Annotated in this window: 24 protein-coding genes; 14 read left to right on the top strand and 10 right to left on the bottom strand. The window is 71.5% G+C overall.

All coding sequences use genetic code 11. The features are described from left to right. The 12 genes from rhaI (at position 1) to ACT01A_RS09380 (ending at position 12,741) form a co-directional block, all read left to right on the top strand. A complete protein-coding gene (rhaI, locus tag ACT01A_RS09325) occupies positions 1 to 1,209 on the top strand; it encodes an L-rhamnose isomerase (protein ID WP_445151969.1) in 1,209 nt (402 codons plus the stop codon). Continuing rightward, on the top strand, positions 1,206 to 3,311 hold the full coding sequence (locus ACT01A_RS09330) for a bifunctional aldolase/short-chain dehydrogenase (RefSeq protein ID WP_445151970.1): 2,106 nt from the start codon (positions 1,206 to 1,208) through the stop codon (positions 3,309 to 3,311). The genes rhaI and ACT01A_RS09330 overlap by 4 nt, the downstream gene beginning before the upstream one ends. A 6-nt stretch (positions 3,312 to 3,317) precedes the next feature. Continuing rightward, the gene (locus ACT01A_RS09335; RefSeq protein WP_445151971.1) at positions 3,318 to 4,055 is read left to right on the top strand and encodes a (Fe-S)-binding protein; all 738 of its coding nucleotides are present in this window, start codon (positions 3,318 to 3,320) and stop codon (positions 4,053 to 4,055) included. After that, positions 4,052 to 5,467, top strand: coding sequence for a LutB/LldF family L-lactate oxidation iron-sulfur protein (locus tag ACT01A_RS09340; protein ID WP_445151972.1), 1,416 nt, complete (start codon positions 4,052 to 4,054; stop codon positions 5,465 to 5,467). The genes ACT01A_RS09335 and ACT01A_RS09340 overlap by 4 nt, the downstream gene beginning before the upstream one ends. Beyond that, on the top strand, positions 5,464 to 6,117 hold the full coding sequence (locus tag ACT01A_RS09345; protein ID WP_445151973.1) for a LutC/YkgG family protein: 654 nt from the start codon (positions 5,464 to 5,466) through the stop codon (positions 6,115 to 6,117). Before ACT01A_RS09340 ends, ACT01A_RS09345 begins: the two co-directional genes overlap by 4 nt. Before the next feature lie 33 nt (positions 6,118 to 6,150). Then, a complete protein-coding gene (locus ACT01A_RS09350) occupies positions 6,151 to 7,257 on the top strand; it encodes an SUMF1/EgtB/PvdO family nonheme iron enzyme (RefSeq protein ID WP_445151974.1) in 1,107 nt (368 codons plus the stop codon). Next, positions 7,254 to 8,258 (top strand): L-histidine N(alpha)-methyltransferase, encoded by a 1,005-nt coding sequence (gene egtD / locus ACT01A_RS09355; RefSeq protein WP_445151975.1) that lies wholly within the window; start codon positions 7,254 to 7,256, stop codon positions 8,256 to 8,258. Before ACT01A_RS09350 ends, egtD begins: the two co-directional genes overlap by 4 nt. A gap of 130 nt (positions 8,259 to 8,388) precedes the next feature. Further along, positions 8,389 to 9,384, top strand: coding sequence for a diguanylate cyclase domain-containing protein (locus ACT01A_RS09360; protein ID WP_445151976.1), 996 nt, complete (start codon positions 8,389 to 8,391; stop codon positions 9,382 to 9,384). 36 nt (positions 9,385 to 9,420) lie between these two features. Continuing rightward, positions 9,421 to 10,383, top strand: coding sequence for a pyridoxal-phosphate dependent enzyme (locus tag ACT01A_RS09365; protein ID WP_445151977.1), 963 nt, complete (start codon positions 9,421 to 9,423; stop codon positions 10,381 to 10,383). Then, on the top strand, positions 10,373 to 10,810 hold the full coding sequence (locus tag ACT01A_RS09370; protein WP_445151978.1) for a GNAT family N-acetyltransferase: 438 nt from the start codon (positions 10,373 to 10,375) through the stop codon (positions 10,808 to 10,810). Before ACT01A_RS09365 ends, ACT01A_RS09370 begins: the two co-directional genes overlap by 11 nt. Positions 10,811 to 10,863: 53 nt before the next feature. Then, the gene (locus ACT01A_RS09375; protein ID WP_445151979.1) at positions 10,864 to 11,970 is read left to right on the top strand and encodes a helix-turn-helix domain-containing protein; all 1,107 of its coding nucleotides are present in this window, start codon (positions 10,864 to 10,866) and stop codon (positions 11,968 to 11,970) included. Between the two features lie 9 nt (positions 11,971 to 11,979). Beyond that, complete coding sequence (locus ACT01A_RS09380; RefSeq protein WP_445151980.1) at positions 11,980 to 12,741, top strand: SDR family NAD(P)-dependent oxidoreductase; 762 nt, start codon at positions 11,980 to 11,982, stop codon at positions 12,739 to 12,741. Here ACT01A_RS09380 and ACT01A_RS09385 read toward each other — a convergent pair. The 4 genes from ACT01A_RS09385 to ACT01A_RS09400 all read right to left on the bottom strand — a co-directional run bounded on the left by ACT01A_RS09385 (position 12,738) and on the right by ACT01A_RS09400 (position 15,461). After that, a complete protein-coding gene (locus tag ACT01A_RS09385) occupies positions 12,738 to 13,145 on the bottom strand; it encodes a cupin domain-containing protein (protein WP_445151981.1) in 408 nt (135 codons plus the stop codon). The genes ACT01A_RS09380 and ACT01A_RS09385 overlap by 4 nt on opposite strands. Before the next feature lie 4 nt (positions 13,146 to 13,149). After that, a complete protein-coding gene (locus ACT01A_RS09390; RefSeq protein WP_445151982.1) occupies positions 13,150 to 13,626 on the bottom strand; it encodes an SRPBCC family protein in 477 nt (158 codons plus the stop codon). Between the two features lie 2 nt (positions 13,627 to 13,628). Continuing rightward, positions 13,629 to 14,792, bottom strand: coding sequence for an acetyl-CoA C-acyltransferase (locus ACT01A_RS09395; RefSeq protein WP_445151983.1), 1,164 nt, complete (start codon positions 14,790 to 14,792; stop codon positions 13,629 to 13,631). Between the two features lie 129 nt (positions 14,793 to 14,921). Next, entirely contained in the window at positions 14,922 to 15,461 is a 540-nt protein-coding gene (locus ACT01A_RS09400) for an NUDIX hydrolase (protein WP_445151984.1), read from the bottom strand. 81 nt (positions 15,462 to 15,542) lie between these two features. Here ACT01A_RS09400 and ACT01A_RS09405 point away from each other — a divergent pair, with 81 nt between their 5' ends. Then, positions 15,543 to 16,796: a sensor histidine kinase gene (locus ACT01A_RS09405; protein WP_445151985.1), complete on the top strand. Its 1,254-nt coding sequence runs from the start codon at positions 15,543 to 15,545 to the stop codon at positions 16,794 to 16,796. Continuing rightward, positions 16,784 to 17,446, top strand: coding sequence for a response regulator (locus ACT01A_RS09410; RefSeq protein WP_445151986.1), 663 nt, complete (start codon positions 16,784 to 16,786; stop codon positions 17,444 to 17,446). The genes ACT01A_RS09405 and ACT01A_RS09410 overlap by 13 nt, the downstream gene beginning before the upstream one ends. A 268-nt stretch (positions 17,447 to 17,714) precedes the next feature. Here the strand turns inward: ACT01A_RS09410 and ACT01A_RS09415 are convergent, their stop codons facing one another. The 6 genes from ACT01A_RS09415 to ACT01A_RS09440 form a co-directional block, all read right to left on the bottom strand. Next, complete coding sequence (locus ACT01A_RS09415) at positions 17,715 to 18,692, bottom strand: hypothetical protein (protein WP_445151987.1); 978 nt, start codon at positions 18,690 to 18,692, stop codon at positions 17,715 to 17,717. After that, positions 18,662 to 18,988 carry a hypothetical protein gene (locus tag ACT01A_RS09420; protein WP_445151988.1) on the bottom strand — a complete coding sequence of 109 codons (327 nt, stop codon included), beginning with the start codon at positions 18,986 to 18,988 and terminating at the stop codon, positions 18,662 to 18,664. The genes ACT01A_RS09415 and ACT01A_RS09420 overlap by 31 nt, the downstream gene beginning before the upstream one ends. After that, positions 18,976 to 20,490, bottom strand: a complete 1,515-nt coding sequence (locus tag ACT01A_RS09425) for an FAD-dependent oxidoreductase (protein WP_445151989.1) — start codon at positions 20,488 to 20,490, stop codon at positions 18,976 to 18,978. Before ACT01A_RS09425 ends, ACT01A_RS09420 begins: the two co-directional genes overlap by 13 nt. After that, positions 20,487 to 20,852 carry a hypothetical protein gene (locus ACT01A_RS09430; RefSeq protein ID WP_445151990.1) on the bottom strand — a complete coding sequence of 122 codons (366 nt, stop codon included), beginning with the start codon at positions 20,850 to 20,852 and terminating at the stop codon, positions 20,487 to 20,489. The genes ACT01A_RS09425 and ACT01A_RS09430 overlap by 4 nt, the downstream gene beginning before the upstream one ends. Continuing rightward, positions 20,849 to 21,499, bottom strand: coding sequence for a FadR/GntR family transcriptional regulator (locus ACT01A_RS09435; RefSeq protein ID WP_445151991.1), 651 nt, complete (start codon positions 21,497 to 21,499; stop codon positions 20,849 to 20,851). The genes ACT01A_RS09430 and ACT01A_RS09435 overlap by 4 nt, the downstream gene beginning before the upstream one ends. An 81-nt stretch (positions 21,500 to 21,580) precedes the next feature. Then, the gene (locus ACT01A_RS09440; RefSeq protein WP_445152817.1) at positions 21,581 to 22,024 is read right to left on the bottom strand and encodes a HipA domain-containing protein; all 444 of its coding nucleotides are present in this window, start codon (positions 22,022 to 22,024) and stop codon (positions 21,581 to 21,583) included. Position 22,025: the final 1 nt, after the last annotated feature.

Raw genomic sequence — 22,025 nt, forward strand, 5'->3', positions numbered from 1 at the left:
GTGACACCCGCACCGTACGACCTCCTCTCCTCACAGCTCGCCGACGCAGGCGTGGACGTCGCCGCCGTCGAGAACGCGCTCGCCGAGCTGACGATCGAGACCCCGTCCTGGGGCTACGGCGACTCCGGCACGCGCTTTGCGACCTTCCAGCAGGCGGGCCGTCCGCGCGACGTCTTCGAGCGTGTCGACGACGCCGCCGAGGTCCACCGCCTCACGGGCACCGCGGGCTCCGTCGCGCTGCACTTCCCCTGGGACGAAGTCGAGGACTACGACAAGCTGCGGGAGCACATCGAGGCCGCCGGGCTGGCGGTGGGCGCCGTGAACCCCAACCTGTTCCAGGACGCCGACTACAAGTTGGGGTCGATCACGCACCCCGACGCGTCGATCCGCTCTAAGGCCGTCGCCCACCTCAAGGAGTGCGTGGAGATCGCCACGGCGCTCGGCTCCACCGCGCAGTCGCTGTGGTTCGCCGACGGCACCAACTACGCCGGCCAGGACGACCTGCGCGCGCGGCGCCGCCGCCTCACCGAGGCGCTGAGCGACGTGTACGCCATCCTCCCGCAAGAACAGGAGCTGCTGGTCGAGTACAAGTTCTTCGAGCCGGCGTTCTACGCCACCGACTTCGCCGACTGGGGCTCCTCGCTGCTGGTCTGCCAGAAGCTCGGCGAGCGCGCCAAGGTGCTCGTCGACCTGGGCCACCACGCCCAGGGCACCAACGTGGAGCACATCACCGCGATCCTCGCCGACGAGAACCGCCTCGGTGGCTTCCACTTCAACAACCGCAAGTACGCCGACGACGACCTGATCGTCGGCTCCGTCAACCCGTTCGAGCTGTTCCTCATCTTCTGCGAGCTGGCCGCGGGCGAGGGCCCGCTGCCGCGGCTCACCATCGACCAGGCGCACAACGTCGAGGCGAAGGTGGAGGCGATGGTGCTGAGCGTGGTCAACCTGCAGGAGAGTTACGTGAAGGCCCTGATCGTCGACCGCACCGCCCTCGCCGAGGCCCAGCAGGAGGGCGACGTCCTCCGCAGCCACGAGCTGCTGCTCGACGCCTACAAGACCGACGTCCGCCCGCTGGTCGCCAAGGTGCGCGAGCAGGCCGGCGCGGCCGCCGACCCGGTGCAGGCGCTCCGCGACGGCGGCTACGTCCAGAAGATCACCGACGAGCGAGGAGCCGCCGCCGGCGTGGCCGGAGGCTGGGGTCGATGAGCACCGTGTCGAACACCCCGATCGTCGCGTCCGTCGAGGACCGCTGGCCGTCTGAGGGCCTGCCCGCCGAGGCCACGCCGCTCGACGCGCTCGTCCTGGCCTCGCACCTGCTCGGCGAGGACCGCCGCGTCGCAAACTTCGGCGGTGGCAACACCTCCGCCAAGGGCACCGTCACCGACCACGTGGGCCGCGAGGTCCGCGTCATGTGGGTCAAGGGCTCGGGCTCGGACCTGGCGACCATGGGGCCGCAGCACTTCACCGGTCTGCGCATGGACGAGATGGAGCCGCTGATCGAGCGCGCCGAGATGTCCGACGAGGACATGGTCGCCTACCTGGCCAAGTGCATGGTCGATCCGGCGATGCCGCGCTCCTCGATCGAGACGTTGTTGCACGCCTTCGTCCCGGCCGACCACGTCCACCACACCCACCCCGACGGCATCAACGTGATCGCGGGCGCCGCCGACGGCGAGAAGATCATCGCCGAGATCTTCGGTGACGAGGCCGCGTGGATCCCCTACATCCGCCCGGGCTTCACGCTGGCCAAGCAGGTTGGCGAGGCCGTCCGCGACAACCCCGGCCTCAAGCTGGTGGTGTTGGCCAAGCACGGCCTGGTCGTCTGGGGCGACACCGCCGAAGAGGCCTACAAGAAGACGATCGAGGTCATCAACCAGGCCGTCGCGTGGGTCAACGAGAAGACGGCGGGCACGCAGCGCTTCGGCGGGCCGCTCACCGACACGCCGGCGCTCGACGACGACGCGCGCGCCGCGGTCCTGTCGGCGATCCTGCCGTCGCTGCGCGGCGCGGTGTCGAGCGAGACCCACAAGCTGCTGACGGTCGACACCTCGGCCGCCGCCGTGGAGTTCGTCTCCTCGCGCGACGCCGCCAAGCTCGTGACCGTCGGCGCTGCCTGCCCGGACCACCTCGTGCACACCAAGCGCGTGCCGATGTGGGTGTCGTATGACCCGGCCAATGACTCCACCGCCGACCTGATCGCCCGCATCCGCGAGCGCGCCGAGGCGTTCCGCGTTGACTACCGCGAGTACGTCGCGAAGTTCGGCGACGCGACGACGGTCCCGGCTGACCCCGACGCGCGCGTCGTGCTGATCCAGCACGTCGGCCTGGTCAGCGTCGGCGCCACGACCAAGGCCTCCAAGTTGGCCCGCGACCTCTACCACCGCGCGATCGAGGTCATGGCCGGCGCCGAGGCGCTGGGCGAGTTCGTGTCCTTGGACGATGAGGAGTCGTTCGCGATCGAGTACTGGCCGCTGGAGCTCTACAAGCTCTCGCTCGCGCCGACGCCCGGTGAGCTCCAGGGCCAGGTCGCGTTCGTCACCGGCGCGGCCGGCGGCATCGGCGCGGCGATCGGCGCGCGCCTGGCGTCCGCGGGCGCGGTCGTTGTCGGCTTCGACCTCGACGAGGCGGGCGCCGCGGAGGCGCTGAGCGCGCTCGGTGAGGACAACGGCCTGGCCGTCGGCGGCGACGTCACCAACGAGGACGCGGTCGCCGCCGCCTACGCCGCGGCGGTCGCCAAGTTCGGCGGCGTCGACATCATCGTCTCCAACGCCGGCATCGCGTCGTCGTCGCCGATCGAGGACACGTCGTTGGCCGAGTGGCACCGCAACCACGAGATCCTCGGCACCGGCTACTTCCTCGTCGCCCGCGAGGCGTTCAAGGTCCTGCGGGCGCAGGACCTCGGCGGCGGGATCATCTTCGTCGCCTCCAAGAACGCGCTCGTGGCCGGCAAGAACGCCTCGGCGTACTCGTCGGCCAAGGCCGCCGAGCTGCACCTGGCGCGCTGCCTGGCCGAGGAGGGCGGCGCCGCGGGCATCCGCGTCAACACCGTCAACCCCGACGCGGTCCTGTCCGGCTCGCGGATCTGGGGCCCGGACTCGACGTGGCGCAAGGAGCGCGCGGCGGCCTACGGGATCGCCCCCGAGGAGCTCGAGGAGCACTACCGCCAGCGCAACACGCTGAAGGTGCACGTGCTGCCCGAGGACATCGCGCAGGCGACGCTGCACTTCGCGTCGGAGTCGCGGTCCGGCAAGTCGACGGGCAACGTGCTCAACGTCGACGGAGGCGTCGCCGCGGCCTACAGTCGCTAGCGCGTCATGGAGGTCGCCCTCTTCATCACCTGCGTCAACGACACGCTGTTCCCGCAGACGGGCCGGGCGACCGTCGAGCTGCTCGAGCGGCTGGGGTGCGAGGTGCGCTTCCCGCTCGAGCAGACCTGCTGCGGGCAGATCCACGGCAACTCGGGATACGGCCATCAGGCGCTGCCGCTCGTGCGGCGGTTCGTAAAGGCCTTCGGCGAGTACGAGCACGTGGTCTGCCCGAGCGGCTCGTGCGCGGCGATGGTGCATGAGCAGTACGAGCGGCTGGCGCGCGAGTCGGGCGACATGGGGCTCTTGCGCGAGGTGGAGGCCTTGGTCCCGCGCGTGCACGAGTTGTCCTTGTTCATCACCGACGTGCTCGGCGTCGAGGACGTCGGCGCCTATTACCCGCACCGCGTCACCTACCACCCGACCTGCCACGCGCTGCGGATCGAGCAGGTCGGCGACGCGCCGCTGCGGCTGCTGCGCGCGGTGCGCGGGATCGACCTGGTGGAGTTGCCCCAAGCGACCACGTGCTGCGGCTTCGGCGGCACGTTCGCGGTCAAGAACGCCGAGACCTCGGCGGCCATGTTGTCCGACAAGCTCGCGGCGGTGCAGCAGACCGGCGCCGAGGTCTGCACCGCGCTGGACAACTCGTGCCTGATGCACATCGGCGGCGGGCTCTCGCGGCTCCAAGCGGGCGCGCGGCCGGTGCACCTGGTCGAGATCCTGTCGGCGACGGAGGATCGGGCGTGAGCGGCTCCCCCGCCGCGCGCGGCTTCACCGACGCCGCCCGCGAGGAGCTGCGCAACCCACAGCTGCGCCGCAACCTGCGCAAGGCAACGACGACGATCCGCGCCAAGCGCGCCGCAGTCGTCGGCGAGGTCGACGAGTGGGAGGCGCTGCGCGACGCGGGCGAGAACGTCAAGCAGCGCGCGATGGCCGACCTGGCGACGCACCTGGAATTGTTGGAGGCGTCGGTCACGCGCGCCGGCGGCACCGTCCACTGGGCACGTGACGCCGCCGAAGCGTGCGCGATCGTCGGGCGACTCACCCGCGCGGCGGGCAGCGACGAGGTCATCAAGGTCAAGTCGATGGCCACCGACGAGATCGGACTCAACGGCGCGCTGGCCCTACAAGGCATCACCGCGCACGAGACCGACCTCGCCGAGCTGATCGTCCAGCTCGCCGACGGTGATCGCCCGTCGCACATCCTCGTCCCCGCGATCCACCGCAACCGCTCGGAGATCCGCGACCTCTTCCGCGCGACGCTGCCGGACACGGCCGGGGTCAGCGACGACCCGCGCGACCTGGCCGAGGCCGCGCGCCGTTACCTGCGCGAGAAGTTCTTGTCCGTGAAGGTCGGCGTGTCCGGCGCGAACTTCGCCGTGGCCGAGACGGGAACCGTCGGCGTCGTGGAGTCCGAGGGCAACGGGCGCATGTGCACCACCTTGCCCGAGACGCTGATCACGGTCATGGGCATCGAGAAGGTCCTGCCCACGTTCGCCGACCTCGGGATCATGTTGGAGCTGTTGCCCCGCTCCTCGACCGGCGAGCGGATGAACCCCTACACCTCGCTCTGGACCGGCGTGACGCCCGGTGATGGGCCGCAGGACTTCCACTTGGTGTTGCTCGACGCGGGCCGCACCGCGACGCTCGCCGATCCCGTCGGCCGCGACGCGCTGCACTGCATCCGCTGCAGCGCCTGCCTCAACGTCTGCCCGGTCTTCGAGCGCACCGGCGGCCACGCCTACGGGTCGACCTACCCCGGGCCGATCGGCGCGATCCTGACGCCGCAGCTCTCGGAGTTGAAGTCCGGGACCGACCTGCCGTGGGCCTCATCGTTGTGCGGCGCCTGCTACGAGGTCTGCCCGGTCAAGATCGACATCCCCTCCATCTTGGTCCACCTCCGCGGCCGCGTGATCCGCGAGACCGGCGGCCACAAGAGCGAGTCGCTAGCGATGGAGGCCCTGGCGCGCACGTTCACGCACCGCCGCCGCTACGAGGCCGCGCAGAAGGCCGCGCGCCTCGGCGCGCTGCCGCTCTCCAAGGACGGGCGCATCGAGCGCCGCCTGCCCGGCCCGCTGAAGGGCTGGACCGCCGTCCGCGACCTGCCCGCGCCGCCGAAGCAGAGCTTCCGCGACTGGTGGCGGGAGAACCGCGGATGAGCGACGCCTCCGCCACCGCGCGCGCCGAGATCCTCCAGCGCATCCGCTCCGCGCTGAGCGACGCGCCCGCCATCCCCGCACCGCTGGCCGTCGAGCGCCCGCCGCGCGAGGCCGATGTCGGGCTGTTCGTCGAGCGCGTCGCCGACTATCGCGCCACGGTCACGCCGTGCGGCCCTTCGGATGACGAGGTGCGCGACGCGATCGCCGCCGCTTTCGCCCGCCACGGCGCCCGCGCGATCGCCGTTCCCCACGACCTCCCGGCCGCATGGCGACCCGCCGACCTCATGTACTACGAGGATCCGGCCGACCCGCGCGCGCTCGGCGTCCTGGACGGCGTGCTCACCGCCTCCGCGCTGGGCATCGCCGAGACCGGCACGATCGTCCTCAACGGCGGTCCCGGCCAGGGCGCGCGGCAGCTCACGCTGCTGCCCGACCTGCACGTCTGCGTCGTCGACGCAAGCACGATCGTCGCGGGCGTCGCCGAGGCCACGCCGCTCATGCACGCCGCGGTCGCGCGAGGCGGCCGGCCCCTAACGCTGATCTCCGGCCCATCCGCGACCTCCGACATCGAGCTTGACCGCGTCGAGGGCGTCCACGGCCCGCGGCGGCTGGAGGTCGTGGTGCGCCAGGAGGCCGAACTCGGGGTGTAACGTCTGGCCCGCTGGGCAGGACGGACCCCGATCATGACGGTCACGGACACCGCCACCCTCACGGAAGATCTCGCCGCCGCGCGGCAGCGCACGTTGGACCTCGTGTCCCACCTGCCGCGCGCGGACCTGGAGCGCCAGATCGCGCCGATCATGTCGCCGCTGGTCTGGGACCTCGGGCACATCGCCGCCTACGAGGACCTCTGGCTCGCGCACCGACACGCCGGGATGGAGCTGCTGCGCCCGGACCTCGCGGCGCTCTACGACGCCTTTGAGACGCCGCGCGCCGTGCGCGGCGACCTGGAGATCCTCGGCTACGACGACGCGGTCGTCTACCTCGCCGAGGTCCGCGACCGTACGCTGGCCGCGCTGGAGCGCTTCGGCCCCGACCCGGTCCTGCACGAGCTGGTCCTCCAGCACGAGCTGCAGCACACCGAGACGATGCGCCAGGCGATGGCGATCGCCGGGCTGCTGCCGCCGGGCGAGCCACGGCTGCCGTCGCTGGGCGCTTCCGCCAGCGTGGACGAGTGGTTGTCGGTGCCCGCCGGCACGTACGCGCTCGGCGCGCCCGAGGGCGACCGGTTCTCCTACGACAACGAACGCCCGCTGCACGCGGTCGAGATCGCCGACTTCTCGATCGCCCGGCGCCCGGTCACCAACGGCACGTGGATGGCGTTCGTCGAAGGCGGCGGCTACGTCCGTCGTGAGTGGTGGTCCGACGAAGGCTGGGCGTGGAAGGAGGAGTACGACATCACCCACCACGCAAGCGTGGCGGCCGGCGATCCTGACGCTCCGGCCTGCCACGTGTCCTGGTTCGAGGCAGAGGCCTTGGCCCGGTGGCGCGGAGCACGGCTCCCCACCGAGGCCGAATGGGAGAAGGCCCGCGAGCGCCTCGACGGTGTCGGCCTTGTCTGGGAGTGGACCGCCTCGCCGTTCGGCGGTTACCCCGGCTTCGTCGCGCACCCCTACCGCGAGTACTCCGAGGTCTTCTTCGGCGACCGGTACCGCGTCCTGCGCGGCGGCTCCTGGGCGACGCACCCGCGCGTCGCCACCACCACCTTCCGCAATTGGGACCTCCCCGAGCGCCGGCAGATCTTCGCTGGCGTCCGCCTCGCCCACGACCCCGAAGGATCTCCCCGATGAGCACGAAGGCCCTTGCCCTCACCGACCGCATCGTCGTCGAGTCGTTCCTCGACGGCGGCGACCACCGCACGCTGGCCGATGACGTCCTCGACGGCCTCACGCGGCCGTTCAAGGAGCTACCGCCCAAGCACTTCTACGACTCGGTCGGCGCGGAGCTGTTCGACCAGATCTGCGAGCTGCCCGAGTACTACCCGACGCGCTGCGAGCGCGAGATCCTGGCGACCCGGTCGGGCGAGATCGCGGCGCTCACCGGCGCGGGCGAGCTGGTCGAGCTGGGCTCCGGTACGGCGGCCAAGACGTCGTTGCTACTGGCCGCGATGCACGAGGCCGGAACGCTGGAGCGCTACGTGCCGATCGACGTCACCGAGTCGATGGTGCGCGCGTCGGCCCAGCGGCTGGTCGCGGAGTTCGACGGGCTGCACGTGCACGGGATCGTCGGGGACTTCGAGCGTCACCTCGACCGCGTGCCCCCGCCGCGTGACGGCGTCCCGCGGATCGTCGCGTTCCTGGGCGGGACGATCGGCAACTTCACGCCGGGCTCGCGACGGCGGTTCCTGCGCGGGCTCTCAACGCTGCTCGGCCCAGACGACTTCCTGCTGGTCGGCACCGATCTGGTGAAGGACCCGGCGATCATCGAGGCGGCTTATGACGACTCCGCGGGCGTCACCGCGGCGTTCAACCGCAACGTGTTGAAGGTGGTCAACCGCGAGCTCGACGCCGACTTCGTGCCGGAGTCCTTCGACCACGTCGCGTTCTTTGACCGCGACCGCGAGTGGATCGAGATGCGCTTGCGCGCGCAGCGTCCCCAGCGGGTCACGGTCGGCAAGCTCGGGCTGCGGTTGACGTTCGCGGCGGGCGAGGAGCTACGCACCGAGATCAGCGCGAAGTTCACACGCGAGCGGGTCGAGGGCGACCTCGCGGCGGCTGGGATGGAGCTGGTCGAGCAGCTGACCGATCAGAACGGGCTTTTCGCGTTGAACGTGGCTCGCATCCGTACCTGACCAAACGTTCATAGAGCTGCCCTTCCCAGAAGGTCGTTTCACTTCTATTCTGTGCTGTCCCCGGCCATGCCGCGCCAGGCACGGATGACCTGAAGTCCGCGGCGGCCGTCTAGAGCAGAAACGAACCTGGATGCAGCAGCGGCTCTTGCAGAGCGTCGAGCGGCTTGCGCGTCTCGCCCAGCGCGACGCGGGTCTCCCTGCGGTCCAACGCGCCCTCGGCGAGGAGCTGGTGCGGATCTGCGAGGTCGACCAGGCGCACGTGATCGTGCTCTCGGGCGGCCATCCGGCCTACGGCGTCGTGGTGCTGGGCGAGGGCGGCTCGGCCGAGTACGTGCTGCGGCGCGAAGAGCGCCAGGACGCGCTGCGCTGGGTCGCCGACGCCGGGCAACCGGTGACGATCGCGGACGCCAGCGTCGACGGCACGCTCCCGACGCAACTGGTCAAGAACTACGGGATGACGTGCGCGGCGGTGCTGCCGCTGCGCGCGGGCGACGCGGTCCGGGCGATCGTGGTGCTGGGCTCGCGCGCGCCCCGGGGCTGGACGCCGGAGTGCCTGCACGCGGCGTCGGCGCTGGCCGACCTAGCCGGGACGGCGATCGCGTTGAGGGACGCGCGGCTGGCGGCGGCGATCGACCCGCTGACGGGCTGCCTGAACCACGGCGCGATGCGCGAACGGCTGGCCGAGGAGATCGCGCGCGCCCGGCGCCAGCAGACGCCACTGGCGGTGACGATCCTCGACCTCGACGACTTCAAGCGCGTCAACGACACCTACGGGCACCCGACCGGCGACGCGCTGCTGCGACACGTGGCCGAGGCGCTGCGGGCGGAGTACCGCTCGTTCGACCAGGTCGCGCGCTACGGCGGCGACGAGTTCGTAGTGATCCTGCCCAACGTGCGCGGGCCGCGGGCCGACATCGCGGCCGCGCGCGCGCTGACCGTCCTGCGCGAGATCCACATCGAGCGCCCGGACGGCGGCCACGAGGGGATCACGGTGTCCTGCGGCGTGGCGGAGTGGGTCGAGCCCGAGGGGCCGGCCGAGCTGCTGGAGCGCGCGGACAAGGCGCTGCGCGGCTCGAAGGCGGCGGGCAAGGACGGGCTCGTGCGCGCGCCGACGCCGACGCCCTGAGCGACCGCCGCCTGCTCGCCGCGTAGCATCGCCGGCGTGGCCCTCTTCCCCGCTCCAACGCCGCTGGAGCCCGCGCCCCGCTTCTCCGAGGCGATCGGGCGTGAGGTCTGGATCAAGCGTGATGACGTCGGCTCGGTCGGCTACGCGGGCAACAAGATCCGCAAGTTGTCGCGGTTGGTCGCGGAGATCGAGGCGCAGGCTGCCGACACGCTGGTCATCGTGGGCGCGCGGCAGTCCAACGCAGCGCGGGCGACGGCGGCGCTGTGCGCGGCGCGCGGGTGGTCGTGCGTGGTGGTCGTGCCGGACGATCCGCCCGTGTCTGGTGCGGTCCCCGAGGCCAACGCGCTGCTCGGGGAGCTCTTCGGCGCGCGCTACGAGTACCTCGGCGCGGGGACCGTCTGGGCCGAAGCCGAGGCCGCCAGCCAGGACATCTCCGGCAACACCTACGTCTTGCCCGCGGGCGCCTCTTCCCCGCTTGGCGCGCTCGGCTTCGTCGACGCGCACCGCGAGCTGCTCGACCAACTCAATGCTGTTGAGTTGATTCCGGCCGCGATCGTCCACGCGTCGACCAGCGGCGGCACGTCCGCGGGACTGCACCTCGGCCGCGCGCGGCACGGCGGCCCGCCGATCGTCTCGATCGACGTCGGCCGGCTGTACGGCGAGGACACGCTCCCGCGTCTTGCCGCGCTGGCGACCAACGCCTCCGCCTTGCTCGAGGCGCCGCCGCACGCCTTCACGGCCGACGACCTCACGGTCTCCTTCGCGCACGTCGGCGACGGGTACGGCGTCTACACCGAGGCCGGCCTCGCCGCGATCCGCCTCCTGGCACGCACCGAGGGCATCGTTTGCGACCCGGTCTACTCCGGCAAGGCCCTCGGCGCGCTGGTGACCGGCGACCCGCTGATCCCCGTCGGCGACGACCCGCTCGTCTTCTGGCACACCGGCGGCGCGCAATCGGTCTTCGCCGACAAGCCGGCGGGAGCGCTCCTTGCCGCCTGAGATCCGCGCGGCCCGCATCGACGACCTCCCCGCGCTCCGGTCCCTACTCGCCGAGCTGCACCCCGATGACCCGTGGGATGACGCCGCCGCCCGCTTCACCTTCGACGCGATCCTCGCCGACACGCGGCGCCGCCTGCTCCTGGCCGTCGCCGACGGCGCGCCCGCGGGCACGATCGACGTGATCGTCGTCCCGAACCTCACCCGCGGCGCGCGGCCCTACGCCGTCATCGAGAACGTGGTCGTCGCGGCGCGCGCCCGACGCCTCGGGATCGGCCGCGCGCTGCTCGACGCGGCGGTCGCTCACGCCCGGAGCGAAGGCTGTTACAAGCTCCAGCTGATCTCGGCGGGGCGCCGCGGCGAGGCGCACGCGTTCTACGAAGCGTGCGGGTTCTCGTCGGCGTTCCAGGGCTACCGCCTGTACCTCTAGCGCGACCTGCTATTCTTCACTGAGTCAATGGGTAACGACAGCTCACCTATCGGATGTCCGCGCTCCCACGGCTCGACGACCCCGCGCGACTACAGGAGCTCCACGGCCGCATGGTCGAGGCGCTCCTCGACGGCGGCGGCCTCCACGCGATAGCCGAACTGGCCGCGCGCGTGGCGAACGGCCGCGTCGTGGTCGACCTCGCCCGCGACGGCCTGGCCGCGACCGGCGGTGCCGGCGACGGCACGCCCGTGCGCGTGCCGATCGTCACCGGCGGCGAGGTGGTCGGCACCGTGAGCTTCCACGGCGAGCCCTCCGCCAGCGCCGCCGACGCCCTGCACGCCGCGGCGATGGCGACGCTGACCTACGTCGCGCTCCTGCGCGACGAGGAGCCCCGCGACGACACCGGCGCCCGCCTCGTCGAAGCGGTGCTCGACGACGCCCCCGACGCCGCCGCCCGCATCGCTCACCTCACGGGCGGCAGCGCCCTCGTCGCCCTCCTCGGCGAGGCCCCGACCGGCCGCATCATGGCCGCCCTCGCCGACCACGCACCGGGCGCCGCCCGCACGATCCGCGACGGCCGCATCTACGCGCTCGTTCCGCCTGAGGTCGACGCCCTCGCCCTCGCGAGCGCCCTCCACGAGCGCCTCGGCGTCGCCGCCGCCGCGGTGCCGACGGCTGCCCCACGGCGCGCCGCCACCGCCGCCGCCGCGCCGCCCCTCGCCGCCGCGCACGCGGCCGACGGCGCCGCGGCGCTGCGCTTCGGGCTGTCGGTCGCGTCGCTCTCCGCGGCGCTGGTCGCCGACGGCACGGTCACGCCGGACGCGATCGCCCGCGGCACGTGGCGGCTGTTGGTCCGCGACGCGATCCGCGCGCCCGGCGACGTCCTCGCGCTCGCAGGCGCGCTCGGTCCGCTGCTCGACGACGAGGGCGCCCAGGCCGCCCAGCAGCGCCGCACGCTGGCGACTTACCTCGCCAACGACTGCAACATGAACGCGACCGCCGCCGCGATGCCGTCGCATCGCCACACGGTCGCGTATCGGTTGGAGCGCATCCACGAGCTCACCGGCCTCGACCCTCTGAAGGCCGAGGACCGCGAGCAGCTCGGCGTCGCGCTGAAGGCCCGCGCGGTGGCGAAGGTGACGCAGGCGTCAGCCGGATAGATTCCGCGCATGGACATCTCAGGGAGTGGGGCGCTCGTCGTCGGCGGCGCGTCGGGACTGGGCGAGGCGACGTCGCGGCGGCTGGCCGAGCAGGGCGCCAACCTGGTCATCGCCGACATCAACGCCGAGCAGGGTCAGAAGGTCGCCGAGGAGCTCGGCGCGCGCTTCGTTCAGGTCGACGTGCGCGAGGAGGAGCAGGTCCAGGCAGCGGTCGACGCCGCAGCCGAGGCCGACGGCGGCCTGCGCGTCGCGATCACCTGCGCGGGCACCGGCTGGGCGCAGAAGACCGCGAACTCCAAGGGCCCGCACCCGTTGCAGCCCTTCGAGATCATCATCGCCATCAACTTGATCGGGACCTTCAACGTCCTGCGCCTCGCGGCCGCCAAGATGATCCCCAACGAGCCCAACGCCGACGGCGAGCGCGGCGTCCTGGTCAACACCGCCTCCGTCGCCGCCTACGACGGCCAGATCGGCCAGGTCGCCTACTCCGCCTCCAAGGGCGGCGTCGTCGGCATGACCTTGCCCGTCGCCCGCGACCTCGCCCAGTACGGCATCCGCGTCAACACCATCGCGCCGGGCCTCTTCGACACCCAGCTCCTCGCCGCCCTCCCCGAAGAAGCCCGCGAATCCCTCGGCAAGACCATCCCCTTCCCACCTCGCCTCGGCCGCCCCTCCGAGTACGCCCTCCTCGCCGAGCAGATCATCATCAACCCCATGTTGAACGGGGAGACCATCCGCCTCGACGGCGCGATCAGGATGGCGCCGCGCTAGGACGGCGGCGCCAGCTCGTCCGGGAAGTCGCGCAGCAGCGCAGGCGACACGTCCCCCGCGAAGATCCGCTCGACCACCTCGAGCCAGCGGCCCGGTGGGCGGAACTCCATGCGGATGCGGGTCGGGCCGTCGGCGGCGTTCCAGGCGAGATGGGTGGTGCCGGGTGGAACCACCACGATGTCGCCCGGAGAGGCGATGTGCTCGGGCGTGTCGCCGACGGCGAAACCGGCCAGGCCCTCCAACACCTCGAAGCGCTCTTCCAGCTTCGGGTGGACGTGCGGCGAGGCGCGATGGCCGGGGCGTGGCCAGAGCGCCTCGAGCACGAGCACGTCAGGGCCCTCGGAGATCACCGTCACCTCCTCGCCGGTCGCGGCATTGACGAGGAGGTGCGGTGCGTCGCTCATAGGCCTACAGGATGGTCTTGATCCCGCCGATGGCGGCGGCGTTGCCCTTGATCAGCGCCGGCTTCAGGAACGACGGCGGCGCCGGCAGGCCCTTGATCCCGATCGCCATCGTCCACGTCAGCCGGGTCGCTGCCCCGCCGCGCAGCGGCTCCAGCAGGAAGTCCTCCGCCAGCCCGTCGAGCATCGGCCGGGTCTGGTGCGTGACGCGGAAGGTCGCCCGCTGGTTGGTCTCCCAGCGGTAGAACTCCTCCTCGATCACGTTGGCCTTCAACATCCGCAGGCGGCGGATCGACCCCGCGGCGTGCGGCCGCGGGGTGATCCACTCCACCTGGTCGATGATCGGCGCCCACGACCACATCGCGTCGGAGCCGAGCGCATCCCACACGCGCTCGACGGGCGCGTCGAGCTCAACCGCGGCGGGGACGACGAGCGGCGCGGTCTCGAACCACTCGTCGCCGATCGGCTTCAACGCATAGGCCATGACTAGTTCAGGCGCTCCACGATGAGCGCCTCGCCCTGACCCTGGGCGACGCACATGGTCTCGAGGCCGACCGTCTTGTCGAGCGTCTCGAGGTCGTTCAGCAGCGTCGTCATGATCCGGACGCCGGTCATGCCGAACGGGTGGCCCAGCGCGATCGCGCCGCCGTGCGGGTTGAGCGTGTCGAGGTCGATCCCGACCTCGGACGCGATCGGCAGCACCTGCGCCGCGAACGCCTCGTTGAGCTCCGTGACGTCGATGTCGGAGGCCGACATCCCCGCGCGGTCCAGCGCCTTCTTGATCGCCCCGATCGGCGCGACGCCCATGTACTCGGGCTCGTTGCCCCACGTGGCGGCCGTGATGACGCGGGCGCGCGGCTTCAGGCCCAGCTCGGCGGCCTTCTCGGCGGACATGATCAGCGCCGCGGCGGCGCCGTCGTTCAGCGGGCAGGAGTTGCCGGCCGTGACCGTGCCACCCGGCTTGAACGCCGGCTCCAGCGTCGACAGCTTCTCGTAGGTCGACGAGGCGCGCGGACCGTCGTCCTTGGAGACGACCGTGCCGTCGGCGAGCGTCACCGGGACGATCTCGCGGTCGAACACGCCGGCCTCCTGGGCGGCCACCGCACGCTCCTGCGAGCGCTGCGCGTAGCGGTCCTGGTCCTCGCGCGAGACGCCGTAGCGCTCGGCGACGTTCTCGGCCGTGAGGCCCATCGCGATGTACGCGTTCGGCTGGCCGTTGTTGCCCTGGAGGTTCTCGTTCTGATCCTCGGGGTGGGCGGCCTCCTGCGCGGCGTTGTAACGCGAGACGAACTCGACGCCGCCGGCGATGTAGATGTCGCCCTGGCCCGCGACGACCGCGTTGGCGGCGTTGCGGATGGCGTCGAGGCCGGACGCGCAGTAGCGCGAGACCGTCGAGCCGTTGGTGCTCTGGCCGAGCTTGTCGCTCAGCAGGACGGCGATGCGCGCGATGTTGTTGGCCTGAAGGCCCTGCGGCAGGCCGCAGCCGGCGATCAGCTCTTCGATCTGCGAAGGATCGACGTCGGGGTTGCGCTCCAGCAGCTGGTCCACCACGAACGCGAGGGTCTCGTCGGGGCGCAGCGAGGCAAGCGAGCCCTTGAAGGCTCGGCCGACGGGCGTCCGGACGGCGTCGACGATGACGGCTTCGGGCATTTGAGTATGGGTCCTCTCGGAGATGAAGCCCGGCGGTCGCACACCACGGGCAGGTTTATCCCCCGGCGGTCGCACTCCACGGGGCCTACGTATCCCGATGAAGGATAGAGGATCGATAGCCCGATCGGGCTACGAGGCGCGGTACTCGTCCCAGTACGCGCGCGCGACCATCCGCCGCGTGAAGACCGTCGCCGGCGACGGCAGCGCATCCCACCGCGCCCAGCAGACCGCCTCGATCTCGGCCACCGACGGCGTTACCGCCACCCCCGGCGCGACGTCGACCGCGAACACGTTGATCCGCTCGCGCTTGTGGTCAAAGCGCGACGCCACCTCGGCGATCGGCGTGATCGTCGCCGGCTCGATCCCGAGCTCCTCCTCCAGCTCGCGCGCCAGCGCGACCTCCAGATCCTCGTCCGGCCGCACGAACCCGCCCGGCAGGTCCCACAGCCCGCGCCGCGCGTAGGTGTGCTTGACCAACAACACGTCCTCGCCACAGCGCACGACGACCTTCATCCCGTACGTGTGCGGCCGCGTGACGAACCACCACGGGCGCAGCACGCGGTAGCCGACGCGGTACGCGGCACGCAGGGCGCGGGGCGAGACGTGGCGGCGCAGCTGCGCCTCCACGGCTTCGACCACGCGCGGGGTGAGGTCCTCGCGATCGGCCATGCGGAAGAGCGCTGAAGGCTACGGATTTCCCCACGCCGCCTTCGCCAGTCGCCCTCATGGCGCGACGCCGCCGCGCCGGTCATGCTCCGTTCAGTCGTGTTGCGCCGCATCGTCCAACTCCCCCTCACCGCCACGCCGTGGAAAGACCTGGCCTACGTCTCGCTCGGCCAGCTCTCCGGGATCTTCGGCCTGACGTGGTTCTGCCTCGGGCCGATCACGTCGCTGGCGTTGATCATCACCTTGATCGGGATCCCCAAGTTGTACGGGGATCTCTGGGTCACGTGCTGGTGGGCCGACCTGGAGCGGATGCGCGGCGCGCTGGCCGGCGTCCCGCTGCCGCGCTCGACGCGTCCGTGGCGCGGCGACGGCTTCCTAGCGCGCCTGCGCTCCGCGCTCACCGACCCGATGACGTGGCGCGAGATGGTGTGGTTGGTCCTCTCGTTCGGCGTCGGGACCGCGTGCTTCGTGGCGGGCCTGACCGCCTGGTCGATCGGCCTCGGCTTTCTAACCGTGCCGCTGTGGGGCTGGGCACTGCCCGAGGGCGTCGAGTTGGGCGTCACGACGATCCACTCGATCGGATGGCTGATCCTCTTCGCCGTGGTCACCGGCCCGCCGCTGACGATCCTCGGCGCATGGGGCCTGCGCGGCAGCGCCTGGGGACAGGCCAAGCTCATCGAGGCCCTGCTGGAGGGCCGCGAGGAGGAGCGGATCGCCGAGCTGCAGGTCTCCCGCGCGGGCGCGGTCGACGCCGCCGCCATCGAGCTGCGCCGCATCGAGCGCGATTTGCACGACGGCGCGCAGGCGCGCCTGGTCGCGCTGGCGATGGAGATCGGCATGGCGCGCGAGCAGATCGAGCGCGACCCACAGGCCGCTGCGCAGATGCTCGCCGACGCCCATGAGGACGCCAAGACCGCGTTGGTCGAGCTGCGCGACCTCGCGCGCGGCATCCACCCCGCGATCCTCACCGACCGCGGCCTCGACGCGGCGATCAGCGCGCTGGCCGCCCGCTGCCCGGTGCCGTGCACGGTCGCGATCGACTTGCCGGATCGGCTGTCGGCGGCGATCGAGTCCGCCGCCTACTTCACGGTCGCCGAGGCGCTGGCGAACGTCGCCAAGCACAGCGGCGCGTCGCGCTGTGAGATCAGCGGGAGAATCGAGCAAGGCATGTTGGTGGTCAAGGTGCACGACGACGGCGCGGGTGGCCTGGACGAGACGCGCGGCACCGGCATCGGTGGCCTGCGCGGGCGCGTCGAGGCGCTCGACGGCAAGCTGCTGGTCGCCTCGCCGAAGGGCAAGGGCACGCTGCTGCGCGCGGAGCTGCCATGCGGATCGTGATCGCCGAGGACCTCGTGCTGCTGCGCGACGGGCTCGTACGGCTGCTGGTCGCCCACGGCCATGAGGTCGTCGCCGCGGTCGGCGACGGACCGTCGCTGGTCGAGGCGATCGACGAGCACCGGCCCGATATCGCGATCGTCGACGTGCGCCTGCCGCCGTCCCAGCGCGACGAGGGGCTGCGCGCGGCGCTGGAGGCCCGTCAGCGCGTCCCCGGCACGCCGGTGCTGGTGCTGTCGCAGTACGTCGAGGAGTCCTACGCCGCCGAGCTGCTGGCCGATGGCGCCGGCGCCGTCGGCTACCTGCTCAAGGACCGCGTCGCCGACCCGTCGGACTTCGTGGCACAGGTCGACCGCGTCGCGGCCGGCGGAACGGCGATCGACCAGGAGGTGGTCAGCCAGTTGCTCGCACGCCGCCGCGCCGACGACCCGCTCCAAGAGCTGACCCCGCGCGAGCGGGAGGTCATGGAGCTGATGGCCCAGGGCCTTTCCAACTCTGCGATCGCTCAGAAGCTCGTCGTGACCGACGGCGCGGTCGAGAAGCACGTCACGAACATCTTCGGGAAGCTCGGCCTGCACACCGCAGCGGGCGGCAACCTCCGCGTTCTTGCCGTGCTGGCATGGCTTCGTTCTGAAAACGGGACCGCACAGTAACGCTTAGAGCCGTTCAGCGCTCTTCTCTGGTTTCTGGTGGCCGATTCTGCCCTTGACTCAAGACTTGCGTTGTCCTTACAGTCGAACCGAATCGATGAAACGCCTTGGACGAACGTGTCGCCCAAGAGCAACTAGGACCACCAGGACGGGGACTCGCAATCCCGCGATGGGCACTGGGCGGCCGCGGCCTTGCCGCGATCCACCAGCGCGACGAGGCGGTGCTCGCCGGACGCGGAAGCCGGCGAGCACATATACACGTAGGACTTGATCACGGATCCGGGAACGGCAGGATTGGAAGGCCTGTCGGGACCTCCCGCATCCCCAGCTCATAGGTGCCGCCGTAAGCGGTACGCAGCACCTGCGAGGTGCGGCCGTCGGGGATGACGACGGCCTCCAGGTCGGCAATCGAGCAGTTCGCAACGTGGTGCTCATGGCCGTCGGGGTCGGCGTAGCGCCAGACCGCGATCTGATCGCGCGGGCTGTGCGCGGTGAGGCGCAGCTGCGCGTCAGGGCCGCCGACGCGCAGGTCCAGCGCGCTGGGCTGCTCGTGCACGCGCGGGAGCGTCGCCACGCCGCCGATCCGCAGCCGCTCGCCGTTCAGCGAAACCACCCCGTTGGCGACCCACGGCGTCTGAACCGGGCCGATGCGCACGCGGCCGAGCGCGATGTCCAGCCAGTCGTCAGGACGATCCTCGAACAGGGTGCCGTGCAGCCAGATCCAGCGCTCGGCGTGCTGGGCGCCCCAGTTGTGCCCCACCATCCCCGGCCAATCGTCAAGGGTCACGGTGGTGTTGTTGATGGTGACGCGGCCGGACACCTTGACGGCCGGATGCGGCGACTCGAGCTTGGTCTTCGGCAGCGGCGCGCTGTACATGAAGGACTTGGGCAGGTGCCGCAGGACCGGCTCGTCGCCGCGCCAGTCGAGGTCCCACTCGGCCGGGCCCGCGGAGCCGTGGACACCCGACGGGCCGAAGACGCTGTCGCCGACCTTCAGCCAGCCGTCTGTGCCCGGCTCGGTCTCCGAGGCCTTGTAGGCCAAGGGCTCAGGCCTGGAGGCGTCGAAGATCGTCAACCAGGTCGAGCCGATCGGCGGACCGTTAGGGGCCTTCAGGACGGTGTGGCGCAGCCACACCGAGCGCGGGCCGTTCGGGTCGACGGCGCGGACGTAGAACGACTCGTACCCGCCGTCGTCACCGAACGACGGGAAGCGCGCCGTTAGTCCCGGCCGTGTCGCAGACCCAGCCATAGCCACAGAGGATAGGTGGCGAAGGCCGCGCCGGAAAGCAGATGCGTCGGCGTGCCGGCCTTGTCGGGGTCGAGCTTGAAGACGCCCGAGTTGAGCATCCAGTCGCGACCGGACCGCGCGCGGCAGAGGCGCCAGATCGGCTTGGTCCAGCGGGCGTCGAGGTAGAGGCTGACGCTGGTCACGATGAAGACGCCGAGGGTGGCGGCGGCGAGCTTGTCCCGCTGGGACGGCTCGACGTGCTCGGCGAGGATCCGGCCGTTGGCGTACAACCAGGGCGGATCGATCAAGAACGACATGTCGGTGCTCCTTGTCTCAGGCGCTCGGCCAGCCTGAGGGCGAGCGCGTAGATCGTCATCTGCGGGTTGACGCCGAGCGGGCCGGGAACGGCCGAGCCATCGGCGACATGAAGGCCTTCGACGCCGCGGACCGTGCCGTGGACGTCGGTTACCCGGCCCATCTGCGCGGTGCCGAGCGGGTGGAAGGCCATCAACTTGAGGTCACGGGGCCTCACCGACGCGTCGCGGAGCGGGGCGAGGTCGCCGTCGCACAGCTCCGGAACCGTGGCGATCGGGAGGATCACGCGCTTGGCGCCCGCGGCGAAGAGCAGCTCGGCGAGCCGTTCGACGCCGCGCTTGACCGTCTGGGCGTCGCGGTCGTTGAGGTCGTAGCGGACCAGCGGGCGACCGCCGCGGCGCGCCAGCGCACTGGTCGCGACGTGGCCGCGCGAGGTCTCTTTGAGCATCAGCCCAAACTGCGCGACGTTGCGGTAGCTGAGCATCAGCTCGCGGTGGGCGTCGCCGCTGAAGGGCACCGCCATCGCCAGGTAGTCGGGCGGCCCCGCGATGCCTTCGAGCATCAGGCCCTCATCGGCGAACTCGTCGATGCCGTAGGACTGCGGGACGCCGCGGGCCATGTCGACGACCTCGTCCATGATCGCCCAGGCAGCGGTGCACGGGTGGATCGTCAGGTGGCGGCCGAGGTCGGGGTGCGTGACGCCGGAGGCGGCGAGCAGGAGCGGGGTGTGGAGGGCACCGGCGGCGAGGACGACCTCGCTCGCAGTGACGCTGACGCGGCCGCCGGCGCGCGTGCGGGCCTCGACGCCGCGGGCACGGCCGTTGTTGATGATGACGCGCGTCGCGCGCGTGCAGGCGTAGGTGATCGCGCCAGCCGCGTGGGCGTCCTCCATGTAGGCGGCGCCCGCGTGCTGCTTGGCACCGGTTGGGCAGCCGAAGGCGCAGACGCCGGAGCCGACGCAGCCGCGCGCGTTGCGATGCAGGAAGTCGCCGGACCAGCCGAGGGCCTCGGCGCCGCGCTTGGCGATGCGGGCGTTGGCGCCGGCAAGTTGTTCAGGAACTTGCGCGACGTGGAGCGTCTGCTCCGCGCGCTCGTAGAACGGGGTGAGGTCGTCTTCGAGTCCTAGCTCTTGCTTCCATTGCCGTTGCAGCGCGTCGGGCGCGCGGAAGCAGGTGCCGGAGTTGATCAGCGTCGTGCCGCCGACCGCGCGGCCGGTCGGGAGCATGATCGGAGGCGTGCCGAGGGTGGAGAACTGGCCGGCGTCGCGGTAGAGCGTCGCGGTCATGTCGCGCGGGCGGGCGGTCAGCTGCGCGGTGTGGAAGGCCTGGCCGTCTTCGAGGACGACAACCTTGGCGCCGGCTTGCGCGAGCAACGCCGCGACGGGCGCGCCGCCCGCGCCGGAGCCGATGACGCAGACGTCGGCGCGCAACCGGCGCTCGCCGGTGAGGTGGCGGCCGTCGATGACGCCGCCGGCCGGGGCTCTGGGCTCGGCGATCAAGGTCATGGCGTAGGCCTTGGCTCGTAGCCGAGCAGCGCGGCGACGCGGGCGTCGCCGTAGTAGGAGACCGCGGCGGCGGCGCGCAGCGCTTCGACGATCCCGCGGCCGGCCGGACCACGCTTGGCCGTGCGCTCGATCCCCGCGAGCCGCTGCGCACGCGGCTTGCGCGGCCAGCGCGCCGCGGCCAGCGTCAGCAGCAGGGCACGCGCGCCAAGGCGGTTCAGGCGTGGCGCCTTGGTGAGCCAGCGGTCGAACGCCTCGACGGCGTCGGTCGCAGTGATCGGCGGCAACGGCGGCAGCGGCGCCAGAAGGGTGTCGGCCAGGCACGCGAACGTGCGCGCCTCCCAGCGCGAGAGCACCGCGCTCATCCGTCCGCCTCGACCATGCGGCGTTCTTGATGGGCGGAGAGCTTCTCGATCGCGTTTGCCGCGCGAGTGGCGTCGCCGTTGTCGATCGCCTTAGCCACGCGGCGATAGAGCGGCAACAGCTCCTCGCGATCGACGACCAGCGGCCGGAACCGCTCCAAGTTGGACAGGTACAGCTCGCGGATCGAGTTGAGGATCAACGAGAACACCAAGTTGTCGGACGCGTCGATGACCGTCGCCATGAACATCAGGTCGGCCATCTGCGCCGCACCATCGTCCGGCGCGTTCTCGACCCCGTCCGCGAGGCTGTTCAAGGCCTTGACGTGCCCATCCGTCCGCCGCTCCGCCGCCAGCCGCGCCGCCTCCACCAGCAACAGCCGCCGCGCCTCGAACAACGCCTTCGTCAGCGCCGGATCGACCGTCACCGCATGCGCGAGGACATCAAGCCCCGCCGACACCTTCCAGTCGGTGACCCGCATCGCATCGCCATGGCGAACCTCGACCAACCGCAGCTGCTCCAGCCGCTTGATCCCCTCGCGCAACGACGCCATGTTGACGCCGAGATCCTGCGCGAGAGCGCGCTGCGGCGGCAGCCGCTCCCCCGGCTCATAGCGACCGTCGAGGACGGCGGCGACAAGCTGACGGAACACCTGCTCGGGAACATTCGAGCGCTCGACCGGCATGCGACGGGAGTGTTCCGGTGTTCAGAACAGTTGTCAAGCGGTGCCGGCTCAGGAGCCAGCGATGAGCGCGGCGCGCGTCTCGATGACGTCGACCACGGCGTCGACGACCGGCGCCCACCAGCCCTCCTCGCGCGCCACCACTCGCAGCGCCGCGGCCTCCAACAACACCCGTCCCGCCAGCTGGCGTCGCCGGCGCTCGAACGCCACCGGGCGCAGACCCAGGTCCTCGGCGAAGTCCGACCACGCGAGCGGGTTCAGCTCCTCGACCGCGAACGCGGTGCCGATGCCCAGCGCGAGGTCTTGGTTCAGGTCCGGGTAGACGGCGGTCGAGACGACGTCGTACAGCGGCGCGAGACGCACTCCGTCCTCGACGTGAAGCAAGGACATGTTCTTGGCGTGTGCGTCGGCATTGCCCACGAGCAGGTGGAAGACGGCGTGGTCAGCGACCGCCAGGCGATCGCGACCAGGCTGCACAGCGTGAGCGTCGAGCAGC

This window comes from Baekduia sp. Peel2402, assembly GCF_052567285.1.